Below are 26,861 nucleotides of genomic sequence, written 5' to 3'. Positions count from 1 at the left end.
GCAGACAAGTCGCAGCTTGTCCGCCTTTTCGTTCCAATCAGGCTTATTTGCTCATCACTTTGTCGAGCATGCCGCGTTCTTTCAGCACCTCAACGAGTGTTTCGCCAATCACAGCAGGTGTTTTCGCTACGCGCACACCGCATGCTTCGAGCTTCGCGATTTTTTCAGCAGCAGTACCTTTACCGCCGGAGATGATCGCACCAGCATGGCCCATGCGTTTTCCTGGAGGCGCAGTTTGTCCGCCGATGAAGCCTACTACCGGTTTTTTCATGTTTGCAGCGATCCATTCAGCTGCTTCTTCTTCAGCCGTACCGCCGATTTCACCGATCATGATAACAGCTTCGGTATCCGGGTCTTCGTTGAACATTTTCAGGACGTCGATGAATTCCATCCCTTTTACAGGGTCTCCACCGATACCGACAGCAGTGGATTGGCCAATGCCGCGAGTGGAAGTTTGGTGTACCGCTTCATAAGTCAAGGTACCGGAGCGGGATACGATACCCACTTTACCCGGGGTATGGATGTAGCCAGGCATGATACCGATTTTGCACTCGCCCGGAGTGATGACGCCAGGGCAGTTTGGACCGATCAGCTTGGTTTTCTTGCCTTCCATGTAGCGTTTTACTTTGACCATGTCCAGAACCGGGATACCTTCGGTGATGCAGATTACCAGATCCAGTTCAGCGTCTACCGCTTCCATGATCGCGTCAGCTGCGAAAGGAGGAGCTACGTAGATAACGGACGCATTCGCGCCAGTTTTTTCGACTGCTTCTGCTACCGTATTGAAAATCGGAATACCGTCAACTTCGGTGCCGCCTTTACCAGGTGTTACACCGCCCACCATTTGTGTACCGTATTCAACGGCTCCGCGAGTGTGGAACAGACCAGTTGCACCCGTAATCCCTTGTGTAATGACTTTTGTATTTTTATTAACGAGAATACTCATCGCGTATTTTTCCCACCTTTTTTTACGTATCTGACTGCCAGACTTACTTCACCAAAGATACGATTTTTTCAGCGCCGTCTGCCATGGATTCAGCAGCTACGATGTTCAAACCGGACTCGTTGAGGATTTTCTTGCCAAGGTCTACGTTCGTACCTTCGAGGCGAACGACCAGCGGTTTGTCCAGTTTGATTTGTTTTGCAGCGTTTACCACACCGTTTGCAATGACGTCACACTTCATGATGCCGCCGAAGATGTTGACGAAAATGCCTTTTACTTTTTCATCGCGCAGGATGATCTTGAACGCTTCGGTTACTTTCTCTTCGGTAGCACCGCCGCCAACATCGAGGAAGTTTGCCGGATCTCCGCCGTAGAATTTCACGATGTCCATCGTAGCCATCGCCAGACCAGCACCGTTTACCATGCAACCGATGTTGCCATCGAGTGCGATGTAGGACAGGTCGTATTTGGACGCTTCGATTTCTTTTTCGTCTTCTTCATCCAGGTCGCGCAGCGCCACGATCTCAGGGTGACGGTACAGCGCGTTGCTGTCGAAGTTCAGTTTGGCGTCGAGAGCCATGACTTCACCGTCGCCGCTTACAACCAGTGGGTTAATTTCCGCGATGGAGCAATCTTTTTCTACAAAAGCTTGGTACAAGCTCATCATGAACTTGGCTGCTTTGTTGATCAGCTCTTTTGGAATGTTGATCGCATATGCCAGGCGGCGAGCTTGGAAAGCGTTCAGGCCTGTCACAGGATCAATGACTTCCTTGAAGATTTTTTCCGGAGTTTTTGCTGCTACTTCTTCGATCTCCGTACCGCCCTCTTCGGACGCCATCATGACTACGCTTCCAGTTGCACGGTCTACAACCACGCCTACGTAGTATTCTTTTTTAATGTCGCAGCCTTGTTCAATCAGAAGGCGTTTTACTTCTTTGCCTTCTGGACCGGTCTGATGAGTAACCAGTACCTTGCCGAGAATTTCCTGGGCATATGTACGAACTTCATCCAGATTTTTTGCCACTTTCACGCCACCCGCTTTACCGCGGCCGCCAGCGTGAATTTGCGCTTTTACTACAACGACTTGTGTGCCAAGTTCTTTTGCCGCCTCTACAGCTTCATCCACTGTGAAAGCTACGCGACCTTCGGGAACTTTCACACCGTACTGCTTAAGTATCTCTTTACCTTGATACTCATGAATGTTCATTCTCCATCCTCCTATGGCAGATAAAGATCGGCAGGAATCATGACTGATTCATAAACAAATGACTGTTCCAGTCAACACCGCCACTTTCAGTGCAACAGTAACTATTCTACGACAAAATTTGCAAAAGTGGTAGTCATATTGTTCTCTTTATCGTGACCATAATGGATCAAGTTCATGAGACATTCCTTACTTTTGTGCAGAGGCAATCCATTTCCAAATCGTTTTTTGTAATTGATTATGGCTGTACCACTGATCATCGATTTGAAAATACAGAGAGTAGAAAGTGACCGTCCGCTCTTCTCCGCTTACCCGAAAATGCAGCTTGTACTGCACGAGCCCGCTCTGCTGCGGCGGTTGCGGGAGCGGTACGCCTGTCTTCAGCAGCCTGACAGTCTGATGGGCAAGCCCCTGCTCGACTGTGCTCTGGGTGACATCAAGATCAATATTGTCAACTGGCATCTGCCCGCTCGCATCGACGCGGATATTCGTTGCCTTGAAAAGTTTTTCGATCGGATCGCTTGTCATTTCGCGGGGGACCAAATATTCGGTCAAGCGAGAGAACAACGTGCCATCGACCTGAAAGTAATGCGTATCCCGGCCAAAGGGAACCGAAATGAGCGTGGGCGTGAGCACCGTCACCTCCATCGGTCTTTCGCCAGAGTTGATCCGCAGTCGATAGTGAGGATAGAGCGGCTGCTGGTCTTCATTCTTGTCGCTCTCCGGCACTGCTTCCCTAAGCACTTTCTGGATGTAGCCTGCCTCCTCCAGCGACAGTGTCCGCGATTCGGACAAGTCGTCGGCATTCAGCAAGATGCTGTCCTCCTGCAAGGCCATCAGCCCTTTGCCGGTCAGACGGTGAATCCATTGATAGAAGGTAATAGCTCCCGGTCCGCGATACGTGCTTTCGCCGAACTGACTGGCTTTCTCGCCTACCGAAACCACGAGCGGAGCAAGTTGCTTGCGATACAGGACAAGGGTGAATTTCACATCCTCTTGCTTCAGCGGCTCGTCGGACAACTGCAAGTCTTTTCCTTGCCCGTGAAGCTCGCTGAGAAACAAGCGCAAGTCCAGTGACACTTCCTGCCCATCTGTCGACATGACGCTGACCCGTTCCACCGTATCCAGCTCGGTTTCGATACGGTTCTTCATGTCTGCTTCCGTAATTTTGGTATTTTGCGCGCAACCAGTCACTACCATGCATGCCACCACGATGGTCAGCAGGCAGGCACGTAAAGACGATTTCATGCAGCAATCCTCCCTCATTGCGTGGAATCTGTCTGATGATGCTACAGAAGTCCCAATCGACGGCTGATTTCACTGCCAAGTTTTCGTTTCACGTATATTTCGCCGATTTGATGCGGGTCCTTGACGATAACAGAGCGATTGTTCGTGCGGATGACGACGTATTTTTCTCCATTCTTGTCCAAACCGCAAATCAGTTCGGATGCGACTTCCACGAAGATGGCGACGACGTATTGATCCCCTACTTTTTTCAGGGAGATCTTCGGGAATGGCGAGAGCAGCGGCGAAGTCTTGTCCTGAATGTACTGAGTGATCGCCAGAATGTATTTGTCCGGGTCGCCGTACTGTTCGATCTCGTGGTTGATTCCCGTGATGACCCCTTCATCCGTAATGCCTAGAAACAGATTTCCGTTGTTTGAATTGGCAAACGCCACAATCGTCTTGATAATCCCGCTTTTCGACAACAAAAAGTCGCGTTTGAATTCAATCATGTCATTTTCGCCCAACTGGGTAGCCACGACCGGATCATCGACTCGCCCCAAGTAACGGAATCGGCTGATCGCACCCAGCCGATAGACGTATTCTTCAAAGGTGTCGGCGGGCAGCGAAAGTTCTTCCAAAACGGCGTCTGTGTTCTGCCACAATTTATACGTCTGCGGGGCGAAACACATGTCAAACAAAACGGAACTCCCCAGTGAACGAATGTTCATCCCGATGGAAGCAGGCTGCACCTGGGCGGAGATATACGGTGGATCGCATTCTATCTCCATCACCCCCGAATGAAGTAAATAGTCAAAGTAGTGCCGAGGCAGAACCGCCTGGTGCTTGAGCAAATCCCGGTCGGCCTTCTCGCATCTCGTCTCCTGGTAAAAGTCAAAAACGACGGCTTGTTCTGTCCAATGTGTGACGACCGCTACTAATGAATATTGTTGGCGCATGTTTTCCCTCGTTCTTTTGATTTGGCAAACCGTAGTTCGTTGGTCATATTTTACAGGAATCCTTCACGTATTGCCTAGCTATTTCTGCAATGCACAGGTATTCAGTAACGTCTGCAACTGCGCACGTCTGCCTCTATTTTTTTACTGGAAGAAATAAGAAAAGCCGGAGTATCCGGCTCACTTCAATCTAACCGCTGTCCCTGTCGCAATGACCATCATCATGCCTTCGCGCAACGTCTCAAAATCGAGGTCCACGCCAACGACTGCGTTTGCACCGAGCGCTCTCGCCTTTTCTTTCATTTCACGCAGGGCGAGCTCGCGGCCTTCTGCCAGCTTGTTCTCGTACGCACCGCTTCTGCCCCCGATAATATCTGTAATACCAGCGAGAAAATCGCGGACCACGTTCGCTCCCATAATGACTTCGCCGCTCACGATGTCCAAATATGCCTCAATTTCTTTTCCTTGCAATGTATTGGTCGTTGTAACAATCATAGGGAAAGCCTCCTGTTTGTTAAATTCAATGCATAGCCTCTCTAGGTATTACGATTGAAGCGCTGACAAGTTCCGCCTTTTTTTCGAGGACAGTCAATTCTCATCAAACAGTTTATGCCGGGATGCACATAGCTATGCCAACGGCCCGTCCGCCACCGTATCCGTGCGCCTCGCTCGAGGAAGACTAACGCATTTTGGCTGAAGTGGACAACAGGCTGGCCTGGGCAATCAACTCCCGCAGGGGCTGCGCAAAGAAATTCGGCTCCCGGTAACCGTCAAGATGTCCAACGGCCGCTGATATTTGAACCTGGCCAATTTCCGCAGGCTTTTCCATCACATCCACGTACTGGCGCACCCGTTCATCACCAGCCGTCGTCAGCACGATGAATTCGTCGCCCGCATAGCGGCAGAGCTGGTCCGTCTGATCCTGGATCATGTTGGTGAGGACTCGGGCATACCAGCGGATGACATCGTCGCCGAACGGATGCCCGTATGTCTTGTTGATCTTGCCAAAATCGTTTATATCGATGAACAGCAAGTGAAAGGGCTGTTGCTCCTTGAGCCATTTTTCGCCGACGTATTCGATAAACGGCGCCCGGTACAGGCCCGTCAACGGGTCCATATATTCTGCAATCTTCAGTTGTACCGCGTCTCTGGACACGATGCCGACGAGCTCTTGTTCATTCATGACGAGCAGCACCTCATCGTCATGTTCGTGGAAAATGGAGTGCGCCTCCCAGACGTTCTGATCCGGACGAATGCGCCCCGGTTGCCCTTTCATGGCATCTGCCACAATGCGATTGGGATGTGCGGCCATAATCTGTCGAGATGTGACGACTCCCATCAGCTTCCCGTGGTCTACCACAATCAACCAATCTGTGCCACACTCGTGCATTCTATTCGCAGCATTGGAGACGCTTTTGTCCGAACTGATCGTACAGACCTGACCCGTCATCATACCGGAGACTTCCATAGCAAGTCGACCTCCCGCTGTACCGACATTACTATTTTCAATTCGGAGCGCAGAACCATCGACTCGCTGATCATTCGCTCCGCTTCTTCCATAATGATCGTCATCAGCAATTTTTCATCGATGATTTGCAGCAACGAGGTGCGCAGAAGCACCGCTTCGATTTTGGGATGATCCAGTTTGATGAGGGTGAACTGCTCTGGGGACAAGGCTTCCGCCATCCTCCGCACAGCTTCCGGCCCGATCGGTGCTTTCCTCCCAACGATGAGCAGATCCTGCATTGGCGGCACTTCAAATTCAGAAATTTTCAGGGATAAAGTGGCTTTTCGAGTCGCCACATTACTCTCACCAATCATATGTACTCCTCCATTCCATCCGGGCAGTTCTTACTCGCCCGTTAAACCTCCGGGCTTTCCGAACAAATACCCTTGCCCGATCGCAACCCCAAGGGAAGCAGCACAGGCAAAGTCTTCTTCACCCTCAATCCCTTCAAGAATCAACAGCGAGTCGTCCTGGCAAAACTCCACGAACAGTCTCACAACTTTTTGCTTCTTGCGAGATTCGGACAAGTTTTTGGAAAAAAATCGGTCCATTTTTATGTAATCCGGGGCAACCTCCAGTATTTTCCGAAAGGTCGTCGTTCCGTCGCCTACATCATCCAAGGCAATCATAAAGCCAAGTTCCCGCAAAAACTGTATTCTCTGAAGAAAGAGCGGCTCGTTCCATATTTCTCCTTCCATGACGGACTCGTTGATTTCCAGGACTATCTGCGACAACCGTTCAGCAAATTCGCGGGCAAGTTGCTCCATAAAGGTAGGAAACGCAGCCTCGACAATCGTCGAAGGGAAAATATTGACAAATAACAGTTCGCTCGCGGGCCGATCCGGTGATGAGAAAAACGCCAACAGAGCGTTATGCAAGGAATGTATATCCAGTATCGTCAATTCGCCTTTTTCCTGGGCCTGCCTGAACAAGGCTTCCGGATTCACATTCGCGCTGCTGCGAAGGAGGGCCTCATAACCAATTCGTGTTTTCTCCGGCAGCCTGCAAATCGGCTGAAATGCGTGATAATACTGCTTCTCTTCAAAAAGCTTCGCAATGCTTTCCATCAATTTTCCTTTCCCTCTCCCGCTTATGCCAAAGGTGCACACAACGAAAAAGCTACTCCCGCAAAAGAAGAGTAACGTCGGTTGGCTGCCCTTTTGAAAGTTGCGGGAAGTGATCAATATATGAAAAACCTGATTGCTGCGATTTCGTTATATTCGGCCTAAACGCCCTTGCTGTCTGTTTCCCGCCCAATTGATTAAGAAGAATTGAGCAGAAATCTTTTGTTTATCATTCGACATTTTATGTCTTTATCCCTATTCATTCGCCAAAATCAGGCAAATCCCTTTTTTTCACTCATTCTAAATACCCACAAAAATTGAGACTGCCCTGTTTTTTTTTCACGAATTTGTAAATTTGATGAAAATGAAAGATGTTCACCATCACGAAATAGCACCTATTGGCTGGCGGAACATAAACTGGGAGGGAAAGTAAAGCGATGCGAAAGGATGAAGCTTTTGTGGCAGACTCGACCACCCGTAGCATGCGTGTAACCTCCGGGCAGACGTTCACGCTCACAATGGACGCCAACCCGACTACCGGATACCAATGGTTTTTATCGAATCCGTTGGACGGACGGTTCTTGAAGCTGATCAGCAACGATTATCTTCCACCTGCGGCACCGCGGGCTGGTCAGGGTGGACATCAGGTGCTCACCTTCCACGCCCTACAACCAGGAATGACGTCTATTGCCTTGAAATATTGCCGTCCATGGGAAAATGCCGACTGCGTACATTTCCTATTTGCCATCGTCACCATCGAATAGCTGCGCTCCCGCTACAAAGAGACGCCCCTGTCCAACGTCCGATAGCGGATCGCTTCCGCAACATGAGTGGACCTGATCTGCTCGGAGCCTGCCAAATCCGCGATCGTTCTCGCTACCTTGACGATCCGGTCGTATGCCCTCGCGCTCAAGCCCAGCGTTTCAAAAGCCAGCTGGAGCAGCTCCTGGCTTTCCTTGTCCAACGCAGCAAAGCGGCGCAGCTCACTCCCGTTCATGGTGCTGTTGAAAGGACTTCCCTGCCGTTGCACATACCTGCTCTCCTGGATGGCTCTCGCTTGCTCCACCCTGCTGCGAATGTCGGCAGACGATTCTTCCGCCGCTCGCTGATTCAACAGCCGGACAGGCACCCGCGGCACCTCCAGATGCAGATCGATCCGATCGAGAAGCGGCCCGGACAGTTTGGAGCGGTATTTCATGATCTGCTGCTGCGTGCACGTGCATGACTGCTGCTCTCCGACACCGAAAAATCCGCACGGACACGGATTGCATGCAGCGATAAGCAAAAAGCGTGCGGGAAACGTAAATACCCGCTTCGCCCTGCCGATCGTCACCACTCCCGCCTCCAATGGCTGACGCAGCACTTCCAGGACATGCCGCGAAAACTCTGGCAACTCGTCAAGAAACAGAATGCCTCCATGGGAGAGGCTGCACTCTCCCGGGCGCGGGACTTGCGCTCCGCCGCCGATCAGGGCGGTCGCCGTAATCGTATGGTGGGGAGAGCGAAACGGCCTCTCCTGAATGAGCCCGCTCCTTTGCGTCAGCTGTCCCGCGATGCTGTATATCTTGGTCACCTCATATGACTCTTCCGTCGTCATCTTCGGCATGATGCCTGGCAGACAGGTCGCAAGCAACGTCTTTCCGGAGCCAGGAGGGCCGACGAGAAGGACGTTGTGAAAACCGGCGGCCGCGATCTCCAGGCCGCGTTTGACGAATTGCTGTCCGTATACATTGGCGAAGTCAGGTGTATTCTGGGATTGTTTCTTGGGTGGCAAAACGGCAGCAGCTGGCGGCTCGGAAATCTGCGGCGCTTCCAGGCCCTTTTGCCAGATGTGGACGGCAGCAGCCAAACTCACTGCCGGTAAGACGATCATATCGACAAGCCGCGCTTCTGCGGCATTTTGGGCTGGCAGGATTACGTGCGTGAACCCTGCTTTTTTGGCCTCCAGCAAGATCGGCAACACACCTGTAACGGGACGCAGGGAGCCGTCCAGCGCGAGCTCGCCCATGATGAGGATTCGCTCTGCACGCGGAGTAATCTGCCTCGAGGCGAGCAAGATGCCAAACGCGATCGCCAGGTCAAAGCCCGAGCCTTCCTTGCGCAAATCAGCAGGCGCCAGATTGACGGTAATCCTCTGCATCGGATAATCAAACCCGGCATTGCGCAGCGCGGCACGCACCCGGTCTCGCGCTTCCTTTACGGCGGAGCCGCCAAGGCCCACCAGATCAAACTGGGGCAGGCCGTTGGCAATATCCGTCTCCACCGAAACGACCATGCCGTCAATGCCAAAAACGGTACCGGAATAACTGCAAGCGTACATAGTGAAGTCCCCCCTCTGTCAGTAGCGTAGAAAAAGACAGCGGAGGGACGCAAATTTTTCGCCTCAGGCCATAAACGCTGGATTTGGGAGCTGTTCCCTGTCCAGATGCTCTTATTTTTCAAACAATTGCAGTCCAAGGAGAACAAGACCGACAGCGATTACAATCAGAATGATATTAGAGCCGACTGACAGCTCCGCGCTCGTCTGGATCAGACAGACCGCGCCGGCAGCTACGGACAGCATTCCCAGAGCTCTTCTCCACGTCATGGAACGTCCCTCCCCCTTTTCCTCTGTCCTTTTCATAAATGTATGGGGGAATTCGTGATTTAGACGTTGTCGCCGTCAGGGAACCATTCTGTTATTCCGCCTGCCCCATTTCTGTACGGCAAAGGAAATGAGCACATGGAGCAGCAACAGCACGATCCCCGCGTTGATCGCGTGGTCCGCCAGATTGAGGATGCCCTTTCCAGAGCGAGACACCAGAAAGTCCGTCACCTTTCCGAACAGGATGCGGTCGAGCGCATTCCCCGACGCCCCTCCTGCCAAAAACCCCAGGGCCACATTGACCAGTATGCTTTTGGGCGCTTCGTGCTTACGGTAGTAGAGAACGCCCGCCACAAACAAAATAGCCGCCACTGCAAACAGGCGGGCATACCCCTGGAACAGGCTGAACGCCATGCCGGCATTCTCATAATGGGTAAGCTGAAGTTTGTCCAGATAGACGGTCTCTCCGACCGCAAGCGAGGAGCGTACGATGTACTTCGTCAGCTGGTCAGCCAGCAACGTGAAGAGCGCGGGTATATAAAAGAACATGTCATCCCCCTCTTTCCTATGTCGAACCGATACAAATAACCCTCCCGGATCGCGCGATGAGAGGGTCTAATCAAAGAAAGCCCACGAATCTGGCAGTGCAGACTCTGATGGGCTTTCACAAATGTGCTGATCTATGATTTGACTGTCACTTTAATTTTCACGGATTCACCCTTGTACTCGGCGGTAATGGTTGCCGTTCCCTTCTTCTTGGCAGTCACGACCCCGTCCTTCACCGTAGCCACAGAAGAATCCGATGTTCTCCATGTCGCTTTGCTGCCTTTTACATCCTTGTCGTCGTAGAACAGTTCAATCGTTGCCGTCTTGCCTTTTTTGATGGTAATCGAAGTGTCGTCTGCTTCCAGCAGGTTGGAATCTTTGACGGTTACCTCGATCTCGACTGTCTCGCCTTTGTACTTGGCTTTGATGACCGCAGTGCCTTTCGCTTTTGCTGTCACCGTTCCGTTGCTGACCGTCGCGACGGACGATTTTGAGGTCGACCAGTCCGCGCTGGAGCCTGTCACACTCTTGCCGTCATACTTCAGTTTAATCGTTTCCTTTTCGCCTTTGCGCAGCGAAATTTCGTCATCGCTCGCTTCCAGCTTGCCGGAGCTTCCGCCTACCTTGACTTCGATTTCTACCTTATCGCCCTTGTATTCGGCGGTAATGGTAGCCGTCCCGGTTCCTTTCGCCGTTACCTCGCCGTCATCGACCGTTGCGACGGAAGATTTGGAAGTGGTCCAGGTCGCTTTTGAACCGGAAAGGGTCTTGTCATCGTACTTGAGTTTGATCGTTTTTTTGTCGCCCTTGTCCATTTTGATCGTCGTTTCGCTCGCTTCCAGCTTGCCGGACACATTTGAATCTACTGTCACATCGATGAGAACAAACAGTTCTTTATACGTCGCGGCGATTACGGCCGTCCCCTTCCCTTTGGCGGTAATGACGCCTTTGCTGACCGTGGCCACCGAGTCATTCGTGGAAGCCCAGTTCGCTTTCCTGGCATCCAACGTTTTGCCGTTGAAATAGAGAGAGATCGTCTGCTGATCTCCTTTGCTCAGGGTCGTTTTGTATACGTCGGCGGTAAGCGTATCCGGATCGTTAATGGTAAAACGGACCTTCACCGATTCTCCGTTGTAACTCGCCGTGATGATGACGGTTCCTGACCCTTTTGCGGTTACAACCCCTTTGCTCACTGTCGCTTTATCCGGATTGGACGTGGTCCAGGCAGCGCGGGAGGCATCGAGACTTTGACCGTTATATGTCAAGGTAACCGTTGCCGTTTTCCCTTTCGTTATGCTCGACGAGCTCGCGTTCGCCACCAGGCCGGATGTATTTGCCGCCTGTGCATTCACCGTCTGGGCAGCGTATGTACTTGCCGCCTGTGCATTCACCGTCTGGGCAGCGTATGTACTTGCCGCCTGTGCATTCACCGTCTGGGCAGCGTATGTACTTGCCGGCAGTCCCAGGTGTACCGCACACACCGTCGCCAAGGCTACCGCCAAGGTTTGAAAAAACTTGCTTCTCATTTGCTTCATCTATGTACCTCCTAGTTCTGTTCCTCTACCTTGATTGACGTACGATATGGAAAAATGTCACATAAAATCCCGCATTTTTTTTGAAAAACATTTGTAGGCATTGCCGTCGGGGAAATAACCGCTGCCGCAAGCCGGACGGCGGCCGCAATCTCCAGGCTAACGAGCAGCTTCGGACTGACGCGGTTTTTGTGAGCAAAAAAAATGCTCCCCGGCTGCATTGCCGGAGGGCTATGTTGATGCTTGGAGGAGTTTCATCGCGTCGAGTACAGTACCATAGTACGCTGGCTGGCAGGCGAATGATGTAGACATATCCCCAATCGTTCGGCATTTTGGAGCCCGTTTTTTTCATCGCGCGCTTCCAGCCGCCGTTGGTACGAGCGTCGGATTAAAAAGCATGCTCGATATGTTCGATGCTCGCATGTCTGCCTGACTCGTGCGACCGGCTGACATGAATGGCGATGACGTCGAAGCGAAAGGCAGGCACATAGCGGGACAGACCCTGCAAATATTCCATGGCAAGCTCCCGCAGCTTCTGCCGTTTCCGCCAGCTGACCGATTCGGCGGCGGTACCAAAGGCCAGGCTGGAGCGCGTCCGCACCTCAACAAAAACGAGCGAACCGCGATCAACAGCGATCAAGTCGATCTCTCCCCGCCGCGTGCGCACATTGCGCCCGACGATTTCGTATCCCTTTTGTATGAGATATGTCTCTGCCAGTTGCTCTCCCTGCTGCCCCAAAGCACGCCGCCGTTCGCTCATCCTCTGCCTGCCCCTCCTTTGTCCAGCCGGTAGACAAATGCGAGAATTTCCGCCACCACCTGGTACAGCTCCGGCGGGATTTGCTGGTTGAGATCCAGCTTGCCTAGCACCTCCACCAGCGAAGGGTCTTCCTGGACAGGAATGTCGTGCTCTTTCGCCGTCTTCAGGATGTTTTCCGCAACGTAGCCTTTTCCTTTCGCCACCACTTTCGGCGCTTCCATCGTCCCTGCCTGATATTTCAGAGCCACTGCCTGCTTTCGCTTGCTGTCGGATGGACTCATCTCGCTCATATCCGCAGATCCACTCCTTTGTAATCGGCGAAAATGGCGCCTTTGGCTCCTGGGGCGACAGAGTTCTTCGTCCGCTGCTCGGGAATGGATCGAACGCGCACAGCAGACAGATGGTAGCCGACCTCCTGCAACTGTCCGGCGAACCCTTCCTTCATCCCTTGGACGAGTCCTTCCACCCAGGGAGTGTTCGTAAAAATTTGCAAATTGATGATGCGATTGACAATGCTGACATCGATCATCGTCGTCCCCATTTTTTGCAGCTCAAGGTGGAAAAACAAGCGGCAATTTTCTGCGTCCACTTGTCCGCCGTCCTTTTTCTTCGACTCAATCTGCACATAGGCTGTTTCCTCGCCGCTGCCTGCGCGGATGGGAATCTGCATGACGACCTGCGAAAATACCTGGTTCGCCTGCGGCATCAGCATCAGCTGTTGGCCGGTGACGTGCTGCAAGAGCTGGTCAGCCGCCTCCCGCAATGCTGCGGGAAGATGCTGCGACTGCGATTGCGTAATCTGCAGCAGCAGCGACTTGACAGATTCCATCTGCTTGTGCAAGCCAGCCTCAGGTGCGCCCCCTGACAACGCCTGTCCCATCAGCTCCCGCTCGTGTGCGATTCCGAGCTGGCGAAGCAGTGTCTGGATGGGATGGCTGCCCGGGTTCGTGGCGGACTGCGTAGGGAAATTTGCCGGCGGAGCGGCCTGCGGTGCCTCCTCTGTGCCGTGCCGGAGCGTACCGGCGCTGGCTGGGGTCATAGCATCAGTCGTCTCGGCGCGTACTGGCGGCATGTCTGCCAGATGCTGACCGGACTTGCCTGCTCCAGCAGGGGTGGCCGACTGTTGCGGCATACCACCCTCTGCGCGCGCAACATCGGCAAATCCCGCTGTCCCCTGATTCGTCCCCGGGTTCGGCGTTGAAGCACTGCCTGCGGGCATGGGAGCGCTGTCTGCAATTCCTTTGCCTGCCGGAAGCTGCTGCTGATTCTGCTGCGTCACGGCGGAACCGACTGGTTGCCCTTCCACGCCCCCTGCAGGCGGCTTCCCGGCTGGCAATCCCGGCGCTGTCGGAACAGACGCACCTGAAGGCAGCTGACTTCCTGCGGGCGCATTCGCAACGTTCCCCCCGCGTGCCTCGACCTGCCCGTCTGCTGCTGCGACTGTTCGGCTCCCGTCTGCCTGATTGGCCGCCACAAGGGCTGCGGTCTGCCCGGCTTCTGCGGATGGCGCGAAGGTCAGCGGCAGAGCAGCCACTTTTTCCTGCAAGGCGGAAACAAGCTGGCGCAGTGCTCCGCCCGCTTGCCCCGGCTGACTTGTCACCACCGCTCCGTTCGCCTGTCCTGGTTGGTTGGTCGCCGCTCCTGCTCCGCTCGCCTGTGCTGGCTGGCTTGTCGCCGCTCCTGCTCCGCCCGCCTGTCCTGGCTGGCTTGTCACCACCGTAGCCCTTGCCTGGCCCTCCCCTTCCGCGTCCTGCGCCAAAAATTGCGCGGCTTGCTGCACAAAGTTTTGAATCGCCTGACTGATCGGCTTCTCGCCAAGAAACGCTTTGAGACCCGCAACCGTATCCGGTGTTAACGGCAAATTCCGCTTGACAGCCATCATGAATGCCTCCACCGTCGCGTCGTCCACACCGAGACGAGCGGCGACTGCCGCGAATGCTTGCACCGTCTCTTTGTTAATCGGCAAATTGGCATTCATCAAGGCACTGACAATGACTTTGCTCTCTTTCGTCTCTGCGAGCCCCAGCGAGCGGATCAGCCCTTCCAGGGAAGCCTCTTTTCCCGGCCCCTCCACCGGAGTATCCAGCACCTTCAGCGTCACGACGTCAGTTTGGGGCTGTACTTGCAGCCATGCTTTCTGTCCTTGTTCGAGCTTGGCCTCAAGCTTTGCCTGCACCTGCAATCCGCCAATCTGGACGAGAGCCATGTTATCCGGGAGTTGCTTGACGACTGTCCCTTTGAAAACTTGCCCTGGCGTCAGCTCTACCGGCTTCTGTGCTGGAACAGGCGCGCGCTGCACCAGCGATTGAATCAACTGTGACGGAGAAAACATGGTACCTTCACCTCCCGCAGTTCCATTTACTGTTAAAGCGATTACGCTTGTTCCTTCACTCCTGTAAACGTCTTCCGGTGAATCGGCGTCACACCGAAGCGGGCGATCGCAGCCAAATGCTCCGCAGTCCCGTAACCGGCATGTTTTTCAAAACCGTACTGCGGATATTCGCGCGCGTAATCGGCCATCAGCCGGTCCCTTGTCACTTTGGCGACGATCGATGCAGCCGCGATGGAAACGCTCTTCCCGTCACCGCCGATGATCGGCACTTGCTCGCAGGCAAGCCCTGTTAGCTGCACCGCATCAATCAGGCACACATCCGGCGCTGTTCCGGCATTATGGAGCGCCAGGAGCATGGCTTCCTTCGTGGCGTTCAAAATATTGATGGCGTCAATGCGGGCGGCATCCACGATCCCGATCCCGACGGCCAACGCATCGCGCATGATGACCTCGTAATAAGCCTCACGTGTGGCAACAGGTACTTTCTTGGAGTCGTTCAATCCCGGCAAGTAAAAGTCGGCAGCCAGGCAGACAGCAGCTGCCACCACCGGTCCTGCCAACGGTCCGCGCCCTACCTCGTCCACACCGAAAATGAACTGCCGTCCCTTTTCCCGCAGGCTGCGCTCGTACTGCGTCATGTCCGCCCACTGCTGCGCGAGCTTTTCCTGGCGGGCCAGCGCCGCTTCCTGCTTGCGAACGATCTGCTGCACGCCTGCTCGCTTGTCATTCTTTAACAATTGTAAAAAATCTTTGGGTATTTCCTCCAATTTTTCGAGCCAGTCCCGTATTTCCTTTATCGACATTTCCTCGACATTCATTGATGCATTTCTCCTTGTGTACGGAATAAAAAAACCGTCTACCGCAGTCGATAGACAGGTTTTCCGTTGCCTTTCGCGATCATTCGGCCAAGGAAAGCGGCTTGCCGATCGGCTCGTCCATTTCCCAGTCGATCGGACGTTCCAGCGATACCTGGCCCAGCTTGGCTGAACGCAGCTCCCGCAAAAACAGCTCTGCTGCCTTGTCGTAGTCGATGTTGCCGCCAGACACCAGACAGCCGCGCTTCTTCCCGATTTCCTCGAGCATTGTCACCCGGTCTGCAGGCAGCTCCTTCAGCTTGAACCGTTCCAATAGCCGCTCCGGATAGTAGTGCATCATGTAGCTGATGGCGTACAAGGCGACTTCCGTAAAATCGAGCAGTTCGTCTTTGATAGCGCCGCTCGCGGCGAGCCGCAAACCGACCATCTGATCTTCAAACTTCGGCCACAAAATCCCCGGCGTATCCAAAAGCTCCAGCGTGTCTCCCATTTTTACCCACTGCTGCGCTTTCGTCACGGCAGGTCGGTCTCCCGTCTGCGCCACTGAGCGTTTGGACAGGCGATTGATCAGGGAAGACTTGCCCACGTTTGGAATGCCGAGAATCATGATGCGGATCGCCCGCGCCTGCATCCCCCGCTCGGCTCTCTTGGCCAGCATGTCGCCAGCGAGTTCCTTGCACAGCTCGGGCAGCTTGCTCACGCCTTTGCCGCTAAGGGCGTCAATCGGAAGAGTCCGAATCCCCAGATTGCGGAAATAGGCAATCCATTGCTCGGTTACTTTTTCATCTGCCAGATCGGCTTTGTTCAGCAAGATCAGCCGCGGCTTCTCGCTGACAATTTCATCAATCATCGGGTTTCGGCTGGAGAGAGGAAGTCTCGCATCCAGCAATTCAATGACCACATCAATCTGTTTGAGCTTCTCCGTCACTTGACGGCGCGCTTTTGCCATGTGGCCCGGAAACCATTGGATTGTCATTTCTTCTCACCTACCTTGATGCGGTTCCTGCTTGTCTGCCATTTCTTTATCGCGCCATGCGGACATCTGCGAGCGGCCAGAACGTAAATTCGGCCCGCCCCACGACCGTGCTGACAGCGACCGGCCCGATCGCCCTGCTGTCGTGGCTGTTCAGCCGATTGTCTCCCATGACAAAAATGTGGTCCGCCGGTATTTTGACAGGGGGAAAGTCGTTCGTGAAAAAAGGTTCGCCCTGCCGTCTCGCTTCCGCCTTATGCTGCGCCAGATAAGGCTCTTCTACCAGCTTGCCGTTTACGTAGAGCTGGTCGTTTTTGACTTCTACCGTGTCTCCCGCAACGGCGATGACCCGCTTGATATAATCGCGCGTCTTCTCCGCATGGAAGACGATGATCTCGCCTGGCTTTGGCTCCCGCAAATAATAGACAGCCTTGTTGACGACCAGTTTCTCGTTGTTATGTAAGGTGGTTTCCATGGACTCGCCCTCTACGATAAAGGGGGCGAACAGAAAGGTCCGGATGAGAAACGCCAGGATAATGGCAATAACCAGCGCCCGGGTCCATTCCCACAACTCGTTCTTTTTGGCGCGGGTGGAGGTAACTTCTTCGCTCATGATCGAATCCTCCCATGTTAGCTCGTCCATCCTATTGTTGCCTTGACGATGCCCGAACACACGCAATATGTGCCGAAATGGAAAAAAGAGGCCTGGCTAGCAGACCAGTCCTCTTTCCTATGCGTTAGCAAACGCTTATCGACGGATTTCTTTGATACGAGCTGCTTTACCCACGCGGTCACGCAGATAGTACAGTTTCGCACGACGCACTTTACCATGGCGCACGATTTCGATCTTGTCGATCTTCGGCGTGTGCAATGGGAAGGTACGCTCAACACCTACGCCGTAAGAGATCTTACGAACGGTGAATGTTTCGCTGATACCAGTACCACGACGGCGAATGCAAACGCCTTCGAAGAGCTGAATACGCTCACGCTGACCCTCGATAACTTTTACGTGTACACGTACGGTGTCACCAGGTCGGAACGCAGGAATGTCCTGTTTCAATTGCTCTTTTTCCAATTCACGGATAACTTGGTTCATTTGAATTCCCTCCTTCCGATCAGACGTTCTTACTCGTCTACCAAATCGTTGGCCCAGCGCATTTGCCTGAGATACGAGTAGCGGACCGCCTTAGTCAGCGGGCAAAATTGCCACAAGAAGTATATTAACACATCAGGCGTCCGACTACAAGGGAGTTTCTACGGTTTGTCCCCCATTTTTTTCTCCGTTTCCAGTTCGGCCATCAGCTTTTTCATCTCCGGTGTCCATTCCAGCTTTTCCAAAAGGTCGGGCCTGCGCTCCTTCGTGCGGCGCAGCGACTCCTTCAGCCGCCATTTGACGATGTTGGCGTGGTGGCCGGACAAGAGGACATCCGGAACCTTCCAGCCGCGAAATTCGGCCGGTCTCGTGTAGTGCGGGTACTCCAGCAAGCCTGTGGAAAAGGAGTCCTCGACTGCTGATGTCTGGTTGCCGAGCGCCCCTGGCTGCAGGCGGACGACGCTGTCAATGACGACCATCGCAGCCAGCTCTCCGCCCGTGAGCACGTAGTCGCCAATGGAAATCTCGTCTGTGACCAGATGTTCGCGGATGCGCTCGTCGTACCCTTCGTAATGGCCGCAAATAAAGACGAGCTGCTCCTCCTGCGCCAGCTCCTCTGCGAGCTTTTGGTTGTACGGCACTCCCTGGGGACACATAAGAATGACGCGGGGCTTCTTGTCGCCCGCCAGCGATTCCACCGCACGGAACAGCGGCTCCGGCTTCAGCACCATCCCGCCGCCGCCGCCATACGGCGTATCATCTACCGTGCCGTGCTTGCTTTCCGAGAAATCGCGAAAATTCGTCACGTGAAATTCTACGAGTCCCTTTTCGCTCGCCTTTCCCAGGATGCTGCTGGACAAGACGCCTGCAAACATCTCGGGAAACAGGGTCAAAATGTCAATGCGCATGCGCCGAGCCCTCCTACAGCAAGCCTTCCATCAGATGGCAGACCACGCGTTTGTTTGCGACGTCCACGTGCTTGATGCAATCATCGATGTACGGCAGCAAAATCTCTCCGCGCCCGCCTTTGACGACCCAGACATCGTTGGCTCCAGGCTGCAGCACGTCGACGATTTTTCCCAGCTCCTCTCCTTCGTCCGTGACCACCTCGCAGCCGATCAGCTGGTGGATGTAAAACTCGTCCTCTTCCAGCTCCATCAAGGCCTCTTCCGGAATTTTCAGCTCGCCGCCCTTGTACTTTTCGATGTCGTTAATATTCGTATAGCCTTGAAAGCTCAATATTTCAAACCCTTTGTGCGAACGGCGGGTCGCGATTTTCAATTTCAACGGCTCCGGGAGAGTCGGGTGAAACAGAAACAGCTCACTCCCTTTGCGGAAACGTTGATCGGGAAAATCCGTGGTGGAAATGACCCGCACTTCCCCGCGCAAACCGTGGGTATTCACCAGCTTGCCCACTCCGTAATAACGCTTTTCCAATCCGTTCACTCCTCCTAAACTCACACCTGAGGTCCTTTTGTTCGTTGCCGAATCTCATGCACCTGACCATCTTTTATCAGGATTTCCGTTCCGGTCATGATTTCATCCCACACATCGCCGATTTGGACCGTCACGGGGCTTTGCACGGTCTGATAGTCCATTTCGCTGCCCACCGGCAACTGCTCCGCCAGCTGCAGCTGAAATTGGAGCATTTCCAGCTTTTCCTTGCGCTTCTGATCTTCCCGGGCAATTTTCTCCTGGACCAGTGCATATGTATCTGCTGACTTCTTTTTGGCGTCCGCAAGTAATTTTTTCGACTGAAATTGCCATTGCTCCCAAGCCTCGCGATGCTGGCGAATTTGTCCGGCATACTGCTCGACAAGCGCCGCGCGGGAGGCTTCTGTCATAATGATTTTGACCTGTACCGAACGAATCACCGTGAGCACTTCCAGCCACTCCCTTCGACGGCCGATCAGAACAGCCGTCCAGTATCGCTCATGCAAACTATCTGCCGAGGTTTGTCCATGGAAGAGCGCAAGCGTATTGCGGGCAAGTTTTCGCGCCTTCCGAAAACGTTAAGAAAAAAGACTGGGAATGCTCCCAGCCTTTTCACTCAAACAATTTCAACCGTGACGCGCTTGTCCGCTTCCACGGAGGCAGCCATCACGACCGTGCGCAGTGCTTTCGCGATTCGTCCCTGTTTGCCGATGATTTTGCCCATATCATCAGGATGCACCGACAATTCAAAGACGAGTGTGCGCTCTTTGTCCACTGCGTTGACACGAACCTCATTCGGATGATCGACGAGAGCCTTTGCGATCGTTTCGACCAGCGCTTTCATCATCAGACCTCCAGATGAACGGCTTATTTGCCGTATTTGGTTTCGTGTACTTTCGCGAGAACGCCTTCTTTGGACAGAAGGTTGCGAACGGTATCAGTTGGAGCTGCACCGTTCAGAATCCATTGTACCGCTTTTTCGGTATCAATTTTTACCACTGCCGGTTGAGCAACCGGATTGTAGTAACCGATTTCTTCGATGAAACGGCCATCACGTGGGGAACGGGAGTCAGCTACTACTACACGGTAGAAAGGAGCTTTCTTGGAACCCATGCGTTTCAGACGGATTTTAACTGCCATGTTGTGTCACCTCCTGTATGGATCAACGCGGTAAAGACATCGCGTTGCTGCTACTATATCTGAACCATCGCGACAGCTGAACGGGTCAGCCGCGCGAAGAGATCATGCAAACTCATTTGAACGGCGGTTTGAAGTTGAACGGGAAGTTCATGCCCCCCTGGTTTTTGCCGCCCTTGCCCATGAACGGGAGTCCGAGTCCGCCCCTTTTCTTGGACTTCTTCATCATCTTGTCTGCGGCGCCGGAGAACTGCTTCATCATCTTTTTCATTTCTTCAAACTGCTTGATGAACCGGTTCACTTCCTGAATGCTGGTCCCGCTCCCGCTCGCAATGCGCTTGCGGCGGCTTGCGTTGAGCAGTTCAGGATTGGCTCTTTCCGCTTTCGTCATGGACTTGACGATCGCCTCTACGCGGGCAATCTGCTTCTCATCGACGTTCATCTTGCCCTTCAACTTGTTCATTCCTGGCAGCATGCCGAGAATGTCTTCAAAAGGCCCCAGATTACGAAGCTGCTGCATGGAATCGAGGAACATGTCGAAGGTAAATTCCCCTTGACGCATCTGGCGTTCCATGTCGCGCGCCTTTTCTTCGTCAACGCTGGCCTGCGCCTTTTCAATCAGGCTGAGCACGTCCCCCATACCAAGGATACGGGATGCCATGCGATCCGGATGAAACGGCTCCAGTGCGTCCAGCTTTTCACCCGTCGCCGCGAACTTGATCGGCTTGCCGGTGACTGCCTTGACGGATAGTGCCGCGCCGCCGCGGGTATCGCCGTCGAGCTTGGTGAGAACCACACCGGTCAGCTCCAGCTGACTGTTGAAGCTCTCTGCCACGTTCACAGCGTCTTGTCCAGTCATCGCATCGACGACGAGCAGAATTTCATCGGGTTTCACTACCTCGCGAATCTGCTTCAGCTCATCCATCAGCGCTTCGTCGATGTGCAGGCGGCCTGCCGTATCGAGCAAAACGACATCGAAATGGTTCGCCTTGGCATGCTCAATGGCTTGCCGTGCGATTTCAACAGGACTGACCTGATCTCCGAGAGTGAAGACGGGAGCTCCCAGCTGCTCTCCCAAAACCTGCAGCTGCTTGATCGCAGCAGGACGGTATACGTCCGCCGCCACCAACAGCGGCTTGCGATTTTGCTTTTGCAAATACTTCGCCAGCTTGCCTGTCGTGGTCGTTTTCCCTGCCCCCTGCAAACCTGCCATCATGATGACAGTCGGCGGGCGGTGAGCCATCGTCAGTTGAGCGACACTGCCGCCCATCAGATCAATCAGCTCTTCGTGCACGATCTTGATGACCATCTGGCCCGGCGTCAGGCTTTTCATGACGTCCTGACCGACTGCGCGCTCCTTGACGCGCGCGACGAAGTCTTTTACTACTTTGAAGTTCACATCTGCTTCCAGCAGAGCGAGTCGTACTTCCCGCATCGCTTCATTGACCACGGTCTCGTCGATCTTGCCTCTGCCCCGCAGTTTGTCAAACGCGTTCTGCAGCCGATTGGCCAAGCTCTCAAACGCCATGCGAGCCCTCCTAATCCATCTCTGACAGTTGGTGCAGCAAAGTGTTCAGCTCGTCTCTCGCTTCGCTGTCAGCCAGCTCGCTCACAAGCTCTCTCATCTGGTTCAGCACATTCAGCCGCTTTTCATGACGTTCTGCCAGGCGGAGCTTCTGTTCATACTCGAACAGCTGCTTTTCCGCTCGCTTGATGTGGTCATACACGGCCTGACGGCTAACCTCATGCATTTCGGCAATTTCTGAAAGAGACAAGTCATCGAGATAGTACAGCTCCAGATATTCACGCTGCTTGCCTTTGAGAAGCGGAGCGTAAAAATCAAACAAGAGGTTCACCTGATTGGTTTTTTCCAGCATGGGAACCAATCCTTTGCTATGAGGTACTCGGTGCAAACTGTAAAGACATTTTCTTTACAGCACGTAGATTATAGTACCCAATTCCACACCCGGTGTCAAGGTTTTTTATTGACATCATTTTTCTTTGTTTGGTGAGGCGTGTTTACGCTTCCTTTTGCTCTTCGTCATGCACTTCCTGCTCGATGAGTCCCGCAAACAGGGCGTGCACAAACTGCTCTGGATCGAAGCGCTGCAGATCGTCCATCTTTTCGCCCAGGCCGACGTATTTCACCGGGATGTTCAGCTCGCTTCTGATCGCAATGACGATGCCGCCCTTTGCCGTGCCGTCGAGCTTGGTCAGCACGAGGCCGGTCACGCCCGCAGACTGGCCGAACGTCTTGGCCTGCGAAAGCGCGTTTTGCCCTGTCGTCGCGTCGAGCACGAGCAGCACTTCATGCGGCGCGCCCGGAAGCTCCCGCTGCAGGACGCGGTGCACCTTCGCCAGCTCTTCCATCAGATTGACCTTGTTTTGCAGACGGCCTGCAGTATCGCACAGCAGGACATCGACCTGACGGGATTTTGCCGCCTGGACTGCATCGTAGATGACTGCAGCCGGATCGGAGCCTTGCTGCTGCTTGATGACTTCAACGCCTACGCGCTCTCCCCACACTTCGAGCTGTTCGATCGCGGCAGCGCGGAACGTGTCGCCTGCGGCCAGCAACACTTTTTTCCCTTGTTGCTTGAACATGTGGGCCATTTTGCCGATCGTCGTCGTCTTGCCTACGCCGTTCACGCCCACGAACAAAATCACATTGACGCGTCCGTCCTGCACGTTGAGCGCAGTGTCGGAGGCTTCGTCGTTTTTCAGCAGGGCGACCAGTTTTTCCGAGAGGATCGGCTGCAATTCCATGGCGTTCTCGATCTTTTGCTTGCGGACTTCCGTGCGCAAATCGTCGATCAGCTCCATGACCGTGCTGACTCCCACGTCGGAGGTAATCAAAATCTCTTCCAGTTCATCGAAGAAATCGTCGTCGATCTTTTTGTAGCGGCGGACGAGATCCTCCACTTTTTCCACGAGCAGATCGCGCGTTTTGGCCAGTCCGTCCGTAAACTTGCGGGTAACTTCCTCTGATTTTTGTACAATCGCGTCCCGAAGGCGCTTGAAAAAGCTCATGTTCATCTTCCTTTGCGGATAGTAATGAAATCGGCCGCTGACGTCAGGAGGCAGATTCGATAAATTTGTCGCTGTCCTCCAGCTTCACCGATACCAGCTTGGAGACGCCGCCTTCCTGCATCGTAATTCCGTAGAGGACGTCTGCGCTCTCCATCGTTCCTTTGCGGTGCGTGACGCAAATAAACTGGGTCTGGCCGCTGAAGTGGCGCATGTATTCGGCAAACCGGTTGACGTTCGCCTCGTCCAGCGCCGCCTCGACCTCGTCCAGCACGCAGAACGGCACCGGCTTGACGCGCAAAATGGCAAATAGCAGAGCCATCGCCGTCAAGGCCCGCTCCCCGCCGGAGAGCAGCGCCAGGTTTTGCAGCTTTTTCCCCGGCGGCTGGGCGACGATGTCGATCCCCGTCTCCAGCAGATTGTCCGGATTGGAGAGCAACAGGTCGGCACGTCCTCCGCCGAACAGCTTTACGAACACGTCGCGGAACTGCTCGGAGATGGCATCGAACGTCTCCTTGAACCTGCGGGACATCTCGCTGTCCATCTCGGAAATGACCTGGTAGAGCATGGCTTTCGCTTCGTTCAGGTCGGCTTCCTGGGCGCTCAAAAACTGCTGGCGCTCCGACAGTCGTTCGTATTCCTCGATCGCTCCCAAATTCACAGTGCCCAGCGCCGCGATCTGTTTCTTCAGCTGTCCCACGATATGCACTTCTTCAGCTATTTCACCACGAGCCGGGTATTTTTGCTTCGCCAGATCGTAGCTCATTTCGTATTCTTCGGAGAGTTTGTTCAACAGGTGATCCAGTTCGACTTCGCTTCGGTTCACCTTGACTTCCTCCTGATGCAGCTTGTCTTCCTTCGCTTTGAGTTCTCTGCGCATTTCCTTGACTTGTTGCTCCACCTGCTCCTGCTTGTAGAACAGGGTGGCCCGCTCGCTGCGGCGCTCCTGGATCAGTCCTGCGACCCGATCCTTGTCCTGGCGCAGCTCTGCAATCTTTTCATCCAGGGCAGAGCCGGATGTTTCGTTTGTCCGCTCCAGCTCGTCGAGGGAGGCGAGCGCTGCATTTTGCTCTTCCCACTCTTTTTGCAGGGTGGCTTTTTGCTCGATCAGGCGCTCTGTCTGCTCGATGCGCGACTGATACTCCTGCATAACCTGCGCATTCAACACCTTTAGGCTGGTGATCTTCCTGTTCATCTCTTCCCTGGATTCGAGCTGCTCCTGCCGCTTGGCTTCGGCTTCCGCCACATGCGAGGCCAGCTCCTTTTCCTGTGCGTCCAGCGCGGCGAGAGACGATTGCAGCTCCTGCAGTCTGTGCTCGGCGTCTTCCATTTCCCGGCGATACGCGGCGATGTCCTGTTCGACAAGCCGGGCGCGCTCTTCCAGCGAGCGTCCTTCCGCTTCTGTCTGCTGAAGCAGGCCTTTGACTTCCTGTTCCTTCAAACGCAGCGTCTCGCCTTGGCTGCGCAACGACTCCTGTTCCTGCTCCATGCTCCGCAGTTCGCCGGTCAGTTGATCCATGCGCGTAGTATACCCAGAAATTTCCTGTTCGATTTCGCCCATTTGGCTTTCCAGTTCTTCCGCCTGGCGATTGCGGCCAAGCAGGTTGGTGCTGTTCTTTTTGAGCGCACCCCCGGTCATGGAGCCGCCAGCGTTGACGATGTCGCCTTCCAGGGTGACGACGCGGTAGCGATACTGCAACGCCCGCGCCACCTTGTTGGCTTGCTCCAGCGTCTGGGTCACGATCACGTTGCCGAGCAGCGATTCGAGAATCGGCCGGTACTTTTCCTCAAACGAGACCAGTTCGCTGGCGATGCCAACGACTCCCGCTACTTTGGCGAGAATACGCTTGTCCTCTGCCTGCAAATGGCGCGGCCGAATGACATCGAGCGGCAAAAAGGTCGCACGGCCGGCATTGTGCTTTTTCAAGTGGGCGATGGCGGCACGACCCGCCGCTTCGTTGTCTACGACCACGTTTTGCAGCGCTCCGCCAAGCGCGACCTCCAAAGCCGTCTCGTACTGCTGGGGCACGACGACCAGCTCGGCTACCGCGCCGTGAATACCGGCAAAGCCGCGTTCGCGGGCCTTCAAGATTTCCTTGACCCCTTGCTGGAAGCCCGTAAATTCCGACTGCATTTCCTTGAGCAAATCAAGGCGGGACTTGGCAGCCTCTTTCTTCTGCTCCAGCTGCCGCAATTCGCGGCGGGCTGTCTCCAATCGGGCCTGCCCTTCGCGGATGCGTTCCATCAGTTCTCTGTAGCCGTTGACGGTCTGCTGAATCTGCTCATCGATCGTCTCCAGCTGCTCCCGCAATTCTTCCAGCTTGGCCTGCCGCTTTTGCTCCTCGGAATCGAGCTGCTCCTTGCCGGATAGCTGGCGGTCCAGGCGCGCCTGGCTCGTCTGCAGCAGCTGCTGCTGGTGGCGCATCTCGTTGCGGAGATTGGCCATCTCATTGAGCTTCTCGAAATAATCCCCTTTCAGCCGCTCCACATCGTCTGTCAGCGACTGCACCATGGAGAAAAACTGCCCTTCCGCTTCCTGCAAGGATGAACTGGCCTCTGCCATCCGGCGCTTGGCCTCCTGCGCCCGCTCCTGCTCCTCGGCCAGCTCGGCCTCCAGCGCATGCTGCTTCTCGGTAATCCGGTGCATCTGTTCCATGGTTTGCTGGCGGTTCGCATTCAGGTTGCGCATGCGCTCGCGCAGCACTTCCCGTTGCCCCTCCACCTTTTCCGCCTCTTCGCTGACCGCCAGAAGCACCTGCTGCAGTTCCTCGATGGACTGGTCGATTTGGGTGACGTGAAAACGCGCCTGCTCCAGGTCTGCTTCCTGCCTCGCTGCCTCCGTCGACTGGGCGACCAACTGCTCCTTCAGCTCCTGGACGAGCTGTGTCGCCGCTTCCCACTTCGCATGTGCCGCTTCGATCTGCTGCACGTACAAGGCTACTTCGTGCTCGACCAGCCTGCGGTGCAGCTCCTTGTACGTCCGCGCTGTCTCGGCCTGCTCCTGCAAGGGACCGATCTGCTCGGTAATCTCGCTGACAATGTCGTGAATACGGACGAGATTTTGCTCGGTTTCATCGAGCTTCTTTTCCGCCTCGCGCTTCCGCGTCTTGTACTTGACGATCCCGGCGGCTTCTTCAAAAATGCCGCGCCTATCTTCGGACTTGGTGCTGAGGATCTCCTCGATCTTGCCCTGCCCGATGATCGAATACGCTTCTTTTCCCAATCCGGTATCCATGAACAACTCCATGATGTCTTTCAGGCGGCAGGCTCTGTTGTTGATGTAATACTCACTGTCGCCGGAGCGATACACCCTGCGCGTAATCGAGACCTCCGAATACTCGACGTCGAGCGATCGGTCCGAGTTGTCCAAGGTAAGGGTCACTTCCGCAAAATTGACCGGCTTGCGCGTGTCGCTGCCGGCAAAAATGATATCCTCCATCTTGGCTCCGCGCAGCGATTTGGCGCTCTGTTCCCCGAGCACCCAGCGGATCGAATCGGACACATTGCTCTTCCCGCTTCCGTTTGGTCCCACGACCGCTGTCACTCCCGGCACAAACTCCAGCTCTGTCCGGTCGGCAAAGGATTTGAATCCTGCCAGTTCCAGGCGCTTTAAATACATACTGACGGCCCTCCTTAACAGCCTCTGTCGACAACAATCCGGCAACCTTTCCCGGACTTCGGATGTCACTCGAAAAGAAGCCAGAAAGCCGCACCCCTATCGAGCAGGTGC

Annotated in this window: 29 protein-coding genes; 1 reads left to right on the top strand and 28 read right to left on the bottom strand. The window is 54.4% G+C overall.

The genetic code is table 11. From position 1 onward, the window contains the following. Positions 1-43: 43 nt before the first annotated feature. From sucD to ACFSO0_RS15230, 8 genes are all read right to left on the bottom strand, one after another. Positions 44-946, bottom strand: a complete 903-nt coding sequence (sucD, locus tag ACFSO0_RS15265) for a succinate--CoA ligase subunit alpha (RefSeq protein WP_376881655.1) — start codon at positions 944-946, stop codon at positions 44-46. A 43-nt stretch (positions 947-989) separates the two neighbouring features. Continuing rightward, a complete protein-coding gene (sucC, locus tag ACFSO0_RS15260) occupies positions 990-2,150 on the bottom strand; it encodes an ADP-forming succinate--CoA ligase subunit beta (RefSeq protein WP_376881653.1) in 1,161 nt (386 codons plus the stop codon). 186 nt (positions 2,151-2,336) lie between these two features. Beyond that, entirely contained in the window at positions 2,337-3,395 is a 1,059-nt protein-coding gene (locus ACFSO0_RS15255; RefSeq protein WP_376881652.1) for a hypothetical protein, read from the bottom strand. A 41-nt stretch (positions 3,396-3,436) separates the two neighbouring features. Beyond that, positions 3,437-4,330, bottom strand: a complete 894-nt coding sequence (locus tag ACFSO0_RS15250) for an AlbA family DNA-binding domain-containing protein (RefSeq protein ID WP_376881650.1) — start codon at positions 4,328-4,330, stop codon at positions 3,437-3,439. 177 nt (positions 4,331-4,507) lie between these two features. Further along, entirely contained in the window at positions 4,508-4,822 is a 315-nt protein-coding gene (locus ACFSO0_RS15245; protein ID WP_376881649.1) for a YbjQ family protein, read from the bottom strand. A gap of 184 nt (positions 4,823-5,006) precedes the next feature. Beyond that, positions 5,007-5,795 carry a diguanylate cyclase domain-containing protein gene (locus tag ACFSO0_RS15240; protein WP_376881648.1) on the bottom strand — a complete coding sequence of 263 codons (789 nt, stop codon included), beginning with the start codon at positions 5,793-5,795 and terminating at the stop codon, positions 5,007-5,009. Further along, on the bottom strand, positions 5,777-6,148 hold the full coding sequence (locus ACFSO0_RS15235) for a hypothetical protein (protein ID WP_376881647.1): 372 nt from the start codon (positions 6,146-6,148) through the stop codon (positions 5,777-5,779). Before ACFSO0_RS15235 ends, ACFSO0_RS15240 begins: the two co-directional genes overlap by 19 nt. A 30-nt stretch (positions 6,149-6,178) precedes the next feature. Beyond that, positions 6,179-6,901, bottom strand: coding sequence for an EAL domain-containing protein (locus ACFSO0_RS15230; protein WP_376883209.1), 723 nt, complete (start codon positions 6,899-6,901; stop codon positions 6,179-6,181). A 434-nt stretch (positions 6,902-7,335) separates the two neighbouring features. Here ACFSO0_RS15230 and ACFSO0_RS15225 point away from each other — a divergent pair, with 434 nt between their 5' ends. Continuing rightward, on the top strand, positions 7,336-7,662 hold the full coding sequence (locus ACFSO0_RS15225) for a protease inhibitor I42 family protein (RefSeq protein ID WP_376881646.1): 327 nt from the start codon (positions 7,336-7,338) through the stop codon (positions 7,660-7,662). A gap of 11 nt (positions 7,663-7,673) precedes the next feature. Here the strand turns inward: ACFSO0_RS15225 and ACFSO0_RS15220 are convergent, their stop codons facing one another. The 20 genes from ACFSO0_RS15220 to smc all read right to left on the bottom strand — a co-directional run bounded on the left by ACFSO0_RS15220 (position 7,674) and on the right by smc (position 26,750). Continuing rightward, positions 7,674-9,218, bottom strand: coding sequence for a YifB family Mg chelatase-like AAA ATPase (locus ACFSO0_RS15220; RefSeq protein ID WP_376881644.1), 1,545 nt, complete (start codon positions 9,216-9,218; stop codon positions 7,674-7,676). A 111-nt stretch (positions 9,219-9,329) separates the two neighbouring features. Continuing rightward, on the bottom strand, positions 9,330-9,485 hold the full coding sequence (locus tag ACFSO0_RS15215; RefSeq protein WP_376881642.1) for a hypothetical protein: 156 nt from the start codon (positions 9,483-9,485) through the stop codon (positions 9,330-9,332). Between the two features lie 75 nt (positions 9,486-9,560). Then, positions 9,561-10,031, bottom strand: coding sequence for a signal peptidase II (lspA, locus tag ACFSO0_RS15210; protein WP_376881641.1), 471 nt, complete (start codon positions 10,029-10,031; stop codon positions 9,561-9,563). A 131-nt stretch (positions 10,032-10,162) separates the two neighbouring features. Next, positions 10,163-11,563 carry an Ig-like domain-containing protein gene (locus ACFSO0_RS15205; RefSeq protein WP_376881640.1) on the bottom strand — a complete coding sequence of 467 codons (1,401 nt, stop codon included), beginning with the start codon at positions 11,561-11,563 and terminating at the stop codon, positions 10,163-10,165. A 385-nt stretch (positions 11,564-11,948) separates the two neighbouring features. Further along, entirely contained in the window at positions 11,949-12,320 is a 372-nt protein-coding gene (locus tag ACFSO0_RS15200; RefSeq protein WP_376881638.1) for a YraN family protein, read from the bottom strand. After that, on the bottom strand, positions 12,317-12,610 hold the full coding sequence (locus tag ACFSO0_RS15195; protein ID WP_376881636.1) for an EscU/YscU/HrcU family type III secretion system export apparatus switch protein: 294 nt from the start codon (positions 12,608-12,610) through the stop codon (positions 12,317-12,319). The genes ACFSO0_RS15200 and ACFSO0_RS15195 overlap by 4 nt, the downstream gene beginning before the upstream one ends. Next, positions 12,607-14,652, bottom strand: coding sequence for a hypothetical protein (locus ACFSO0_RS15190; protein ID WP_376881635.1), 2,046 nt, complete (start codon positions 14,650-14,652; stop codon positions 12,607-12,609). The genes ACFSO0_RS15195 and ACFSO0_RS15190 overlap by 4 nt, the downstream gene beginning before the upstream one ends. 41 nt (positions 14,653-14,693) lie before the next feature. Next, a complete protein-coding gene (locus ACFSO0_RS15185; RefSeq protein ID WP_376881634.1) occupies positions 14,694-15,470 on the bottom strand; it encodes a ribonuclease HII in 777 nt (258 codons plus the stop codon). Between the two features lie 79 nt (positions 15,471-15,549). Next, on the bottom strand, positions 15,550-16,443 hold the full coding sequence (ylqF, locus tag ACFSO0_RS15180; protein ID WP_376881633.1) for a ribosome biogenesis GTPase YlqF: 894 nt from the start codon (positions 16,441-16,443) through the stop codon (positions 15,550-15,552). A gap of 46 nt (positions 16,444-16,489) precedes the next feature. Next, positions 16,490-17,053 (bottom strand): signal peptidase I, encoded by a 564-nt coding sequence (lepB, locus tag ACFSO0_RS15175; protein WP_376881632.1) that lies wholly within the window; start codon positions 17,051-17,053, stop codon positions 16,490-16,492. Between the two features lie 135 nt (positions 17,054-17,188). Further along, positions 17,189-17,536 carry a 50S ribosomal protein L19 gene (gene rplS / locus ACFSO0_RS15170; protein WP_376881630.1) on the bottom strand — a complete coding sequence of 116 codons (348 nt, stop codon included), beginning with the start codon at positions 17,534-17,536 and terminating at the stop codon, positions 17,189-17,191. Positions 17,537-17,694: 158 nt separating this feature from the next. After that, on the bottom strand, positions 17,695-18,441 hold the full coding sequence (gene trmD / locus ACFSO0_RS15165; protein WP_376881629.1) for a tRNA (guanosine(37)-N1)-methyltransferase TrmD: 747 nt from the start codon (positions 18,439-18,441) through the stop codon (positions 17,695-17,697). 13 nt (positions 18,442-18,454) lie between these two features. Beyond that, the gene (rimM, locus tag ACFSO0_RS15160; protein WP_376881627.1) at positions 18,455-18,970 is read right to left on the bottom strand and encodes a ribosome maturation factor RimM; all 516 of its coding nucleotides are present in this window, start codon (positions 18,968-18,970) and stop codon (positions 18,455-18,457) included. Positions 18,971-18,990: 20 nt separating this feature from the next. Further along, complete coding sequence (locus ACFSO0_RS15155; RefSeq protein ID WP_376881626.1) at positions 18,991-19,407, bottom strand: YlqD family protein; 417 nt, start codon at positions 19,405-19,407, stop codon at positions 18,991-18,993. Positions 19,408-19,583: 176 nt separating this feature from the next. Beyond that, positions 19,584-19,811 carry a KH domain-containing protein gene (locus ACFSO0_RS15150; RefSeq protein ID WP_376881624.1) on the bottom strand — a complete coding sequence of 76 codons (228 nt, stop codon included), beginning with the start codon at positions 19,809-19,811 and terminating at the stop codon, positions 19,584-19,586. 23 nt (positions 19,812-19,834) lie between these two features. Further along, entirely contained in the window at positions 19,835-20,107 is a 273-nt protein-coding gene (rpsP, locus tag ACFSO0_RS15145; protein ID WP_005834322.1) for a 30S ribosomal protein S16, read from the bottom strand. Between the two features lie 112 nt (positions 20,108-20,219). Next, positions 20,220-21,632, bottom strand: coding sequence for a signal recognition particle protein (gene ffh / locus ACFSO0_RS15140; RefSeq protein ID WP_376881623.1), 1,413 nt, complete (start codon positions 21,630-21,632; stop codon positions 20,220-20,222). Between the two features lie 10 nt (positions 21,633-21,642). Beyond that, on the bottom strand, positions 21,643-21,981 hold the full coding sequence (locus ACFSO0_RS15135; protein WP_376881621.1) for a putative DNA-binding protein: 339 nt from the start codon (positions 21,979-21,981) through the stop codon (positions 21,643-21,645). A gap of 142 nt (positions 21,982-22,123) precedes the next feature. Next, positions 22,124-23,134, bottom strand: coding sequence for a signal recognition particle-docking protein FtsY (gene ftsY, locus ACFSO0_RS15130; protein ID WP_376881619.1), 1,011 nt, complete (start codon positions 23,132-23,134; stop codon positions 22,124-22,126). 43 nt (positions 23,135-23,177) lie between these two features. After that, on the bottom strand, positions 23,178-26,750 hold the full coding sequence (gene smc / locus ACFSO0_RS15125) for a chromosome segregation protein SMC (RefSeq protein ID WP_376881617.1): 3,573 nt from the start codon (positions 26,748-26,750) through the stop codon (positions 23,178-23,180). Positions 26,751-26,861: the final 111 nt, after the last annotated feature.

This window comes from Brevibacillus sp. GCM10020057 (assembly GCF_042683565.1).
Classification (GTDB): Bacteria; Bacillota; Bacilli; order Brevibacillales; family Brevibacillaceae; genus Brevibacillus.
Note: the sequence above shows the minus strand (reverse complement) of the source record. Positions and strands in the feature narration are given on the sequence as shown.

What these genes read in the sequence shown, in the direction of transcription:
- sucD (WP_376881655.1), bottom strand. Translation starts at nt 946, where the DNA reads ATGAGTATTCTCGTTAATAAAAATACAAAAGTCATTACACAAGGGATT.
- sucC (WP_376881653.1), bottom strand. Translation starts at nt 2,150, where the DNA reads ATGAACATTCATGAGTATCAAGGTAAAGAGATACTTAAGCAGTACGGT.
- ACFSO0_RS15255 (WP_376881652.1), bottom strand. Translation starts at nt 3,395, where the DNA reads ATGAAATCGTCTTTACGTGCCTGCCTGCTGACCATCGTGGTGGCATGC.
- ACFSO0_RS15250 (WP_376881650.1), bottom strand. Translation starts at nt 4,330, where the DNA reads ATGCGCCAACAATATTCATTAGTAGCGGTCGTCACACATTGGACAGAA.
- ACFSO0_RS15245 (WP_376881649.1), bottom strand. Translation starts at nt 4,822, where the DNA reads ATGATTGTTACAACGACCAATACATTGCAAGGAAAAGAAATTGAGGCA.
- ACFSO0_RS15240 (WP_376881648.1), bottom strand. Translation starts at nt 5,795, where the DNA reads ATGGAAGTCTCCGGTATGATGACGGGTCAGGTCTGTACGATCAGTTCG.
- ACFSO0_RS15235 (WP_376881647.1), bottom strand. Translation starts at nt 6,148, where the DNA reads ATGATTGGTGAGAGTAATGTGGCGACTCGAAAAGCCACTTTATCCCTG.
- ACFSO0_RS15230 (WP_376883209.1), bottom strand. Translation starts at nt 6,901, where the DNA reads ATGGAAAGCATTGCGAAGCTTTTTGAAGAGAAGCAGTATTATCACGCA.
- ACFSO0_RS15225 (WP_376881646.1), top strand. Translation starts at nt 7,336, where the DNA reads ATGCGAAAGGATGAAGCTTTTGTGGCAGACTCGACCACCCGTAGCATG.
- ACFSO0_RS15220 (WP_376881644.1), bottom strand. Translation starts at nt 9,218, where the DNA reads ATGTACGCTTGCAGTTATTCCGGTACCGTTTTTGGCATTGACGGCATG.
- ACFSO0_RS15215 (WP_376881642.1), bottom strand. Translation starts at nt 9,485, where the DNA reads ATGACGTGGAGAAGAGCTCTGGGAATGCTGTCCGTAGCTGCCGGCGCG.
- lspA (WP_376881641.1), bottom strand. Translation starts at nt 10,031, where the DNA reads ATGTTCTTTTATATACCCGCGCTCTTCACGTTGCTGGCTGACCAGCTG.
- ACFSO0_RS15205 (WP_376881640.1), bottom strand. Translation starts at nt 11,563, where the DNA reads ATGAAGCAAATGAGAAGCAAGTTTTTTCAAACCTTGGCGGTAGCCTTG.
- ACFSO0_RS15200 (WP_376881638.1), bottom strand. Translation starts at nt 12,320, where the DNA reads ATGAGCGAACGGCGGCGTGCTTTGGGGCAGCAGGGAGAGCAACTGGCA.
- ACFSO0_RS15195 (WP_376881636.1), bottom strand. Translation starts at nt 12,610, where the DNA reads ATGAGCGAGATGAGTCCATCCGACAGCAAGCGAAAGCAGGCAGTGGCT.
- ACFSO0_RS15190 (WP_376881635.1), bottom strand. Translation starts at nt 14,652, where the DNA reads ATGTTTTCTCCGTCACAGTTGATTCAATCGCTGGTGCAGCGCGCGCCT.
- ACFSO0_RS15185 (WP_376881634.1), bottom strand. Translation starts at nt 15,470, where the DNA reads ATGAATGTCGAGGAAATGTCGATAAAGGAAATACGGGACTGGCTCGAA.
- ylqF (WP_376881633.1), bottom strand. Translation starts at nt 16,443, where the DNA reads ATGACAATCCAATGGTTTCCGGGCCACATGGCAAAAGCGCGCCGTCAA.
- lepB (WP_376881632.1), bottom strand. Translation starts at nt 17,053, where the DNA reads ATGAGCGAAGAAGTTACCTCCACCCGCGCCAAAAAGAACGAGTTGTGG.
- rplS (WP_376881630.1), bottom strand. Translation starts at nt 17,536, where the DNA reads ATGAACCAAGTTATCCGTGAATTGGAAAAAGAGCAATTGAAACAGGAC.
- trmD (WP_376881629.1), bottom strand. Translation starts at nt 18,441, where the DNA reads ATGCGCATTGACATTTTGACCCTGTTTCCCGAGATGTTTGCAGGCGTC.
- ACFSO0_RS15150 (WP_376881624.1), bottom strand. Translation starts at nt 19,811, where the DNA reads ATGAAAGCGCTGGTCGAAACGATCGCAAAGGCTCTCGTCGATCATCCG.
- rpsP (WP_005834322.1), bottom strand. Translation starts at nt 20,107, where the DNA reads ATGGCAGTTAAAATCCGTCTGAAACGCATGGGTTCCAAGAAAGCTCCT.
- ffh (WP_376881623.1), bottom strand. Translation starts at nt 21,632, where the DNA reads ATGGCGTTTGAGAGCTTGGCCAATCGGCTGCAGAACGCGTTTGACAAA.
- ACFSO0_RS15135 (WP_376881621.1), bottom strand. Translation starts at nt 21,981, where the DNA reads ATGCTGGAAAAAACCAATCAGGTGAACCTCTTGTTTGATTTTTACGCT.
- ftsY (WP_376881619.1), bottom strand. Translation starts at nt 23,134, where the DNA reads ATGAGCTTTTTCAAGCGCCTTCGGGACGCGATTGTACAAAAATCAGAG.
- smc (WP_376881617.1), bottom strand. Translation starts at nt 26,750, where the DNA reads ATGTATTTAAAGCGCCTGGAACTGGCAGGATTCAAATCCTTTGCCGAC.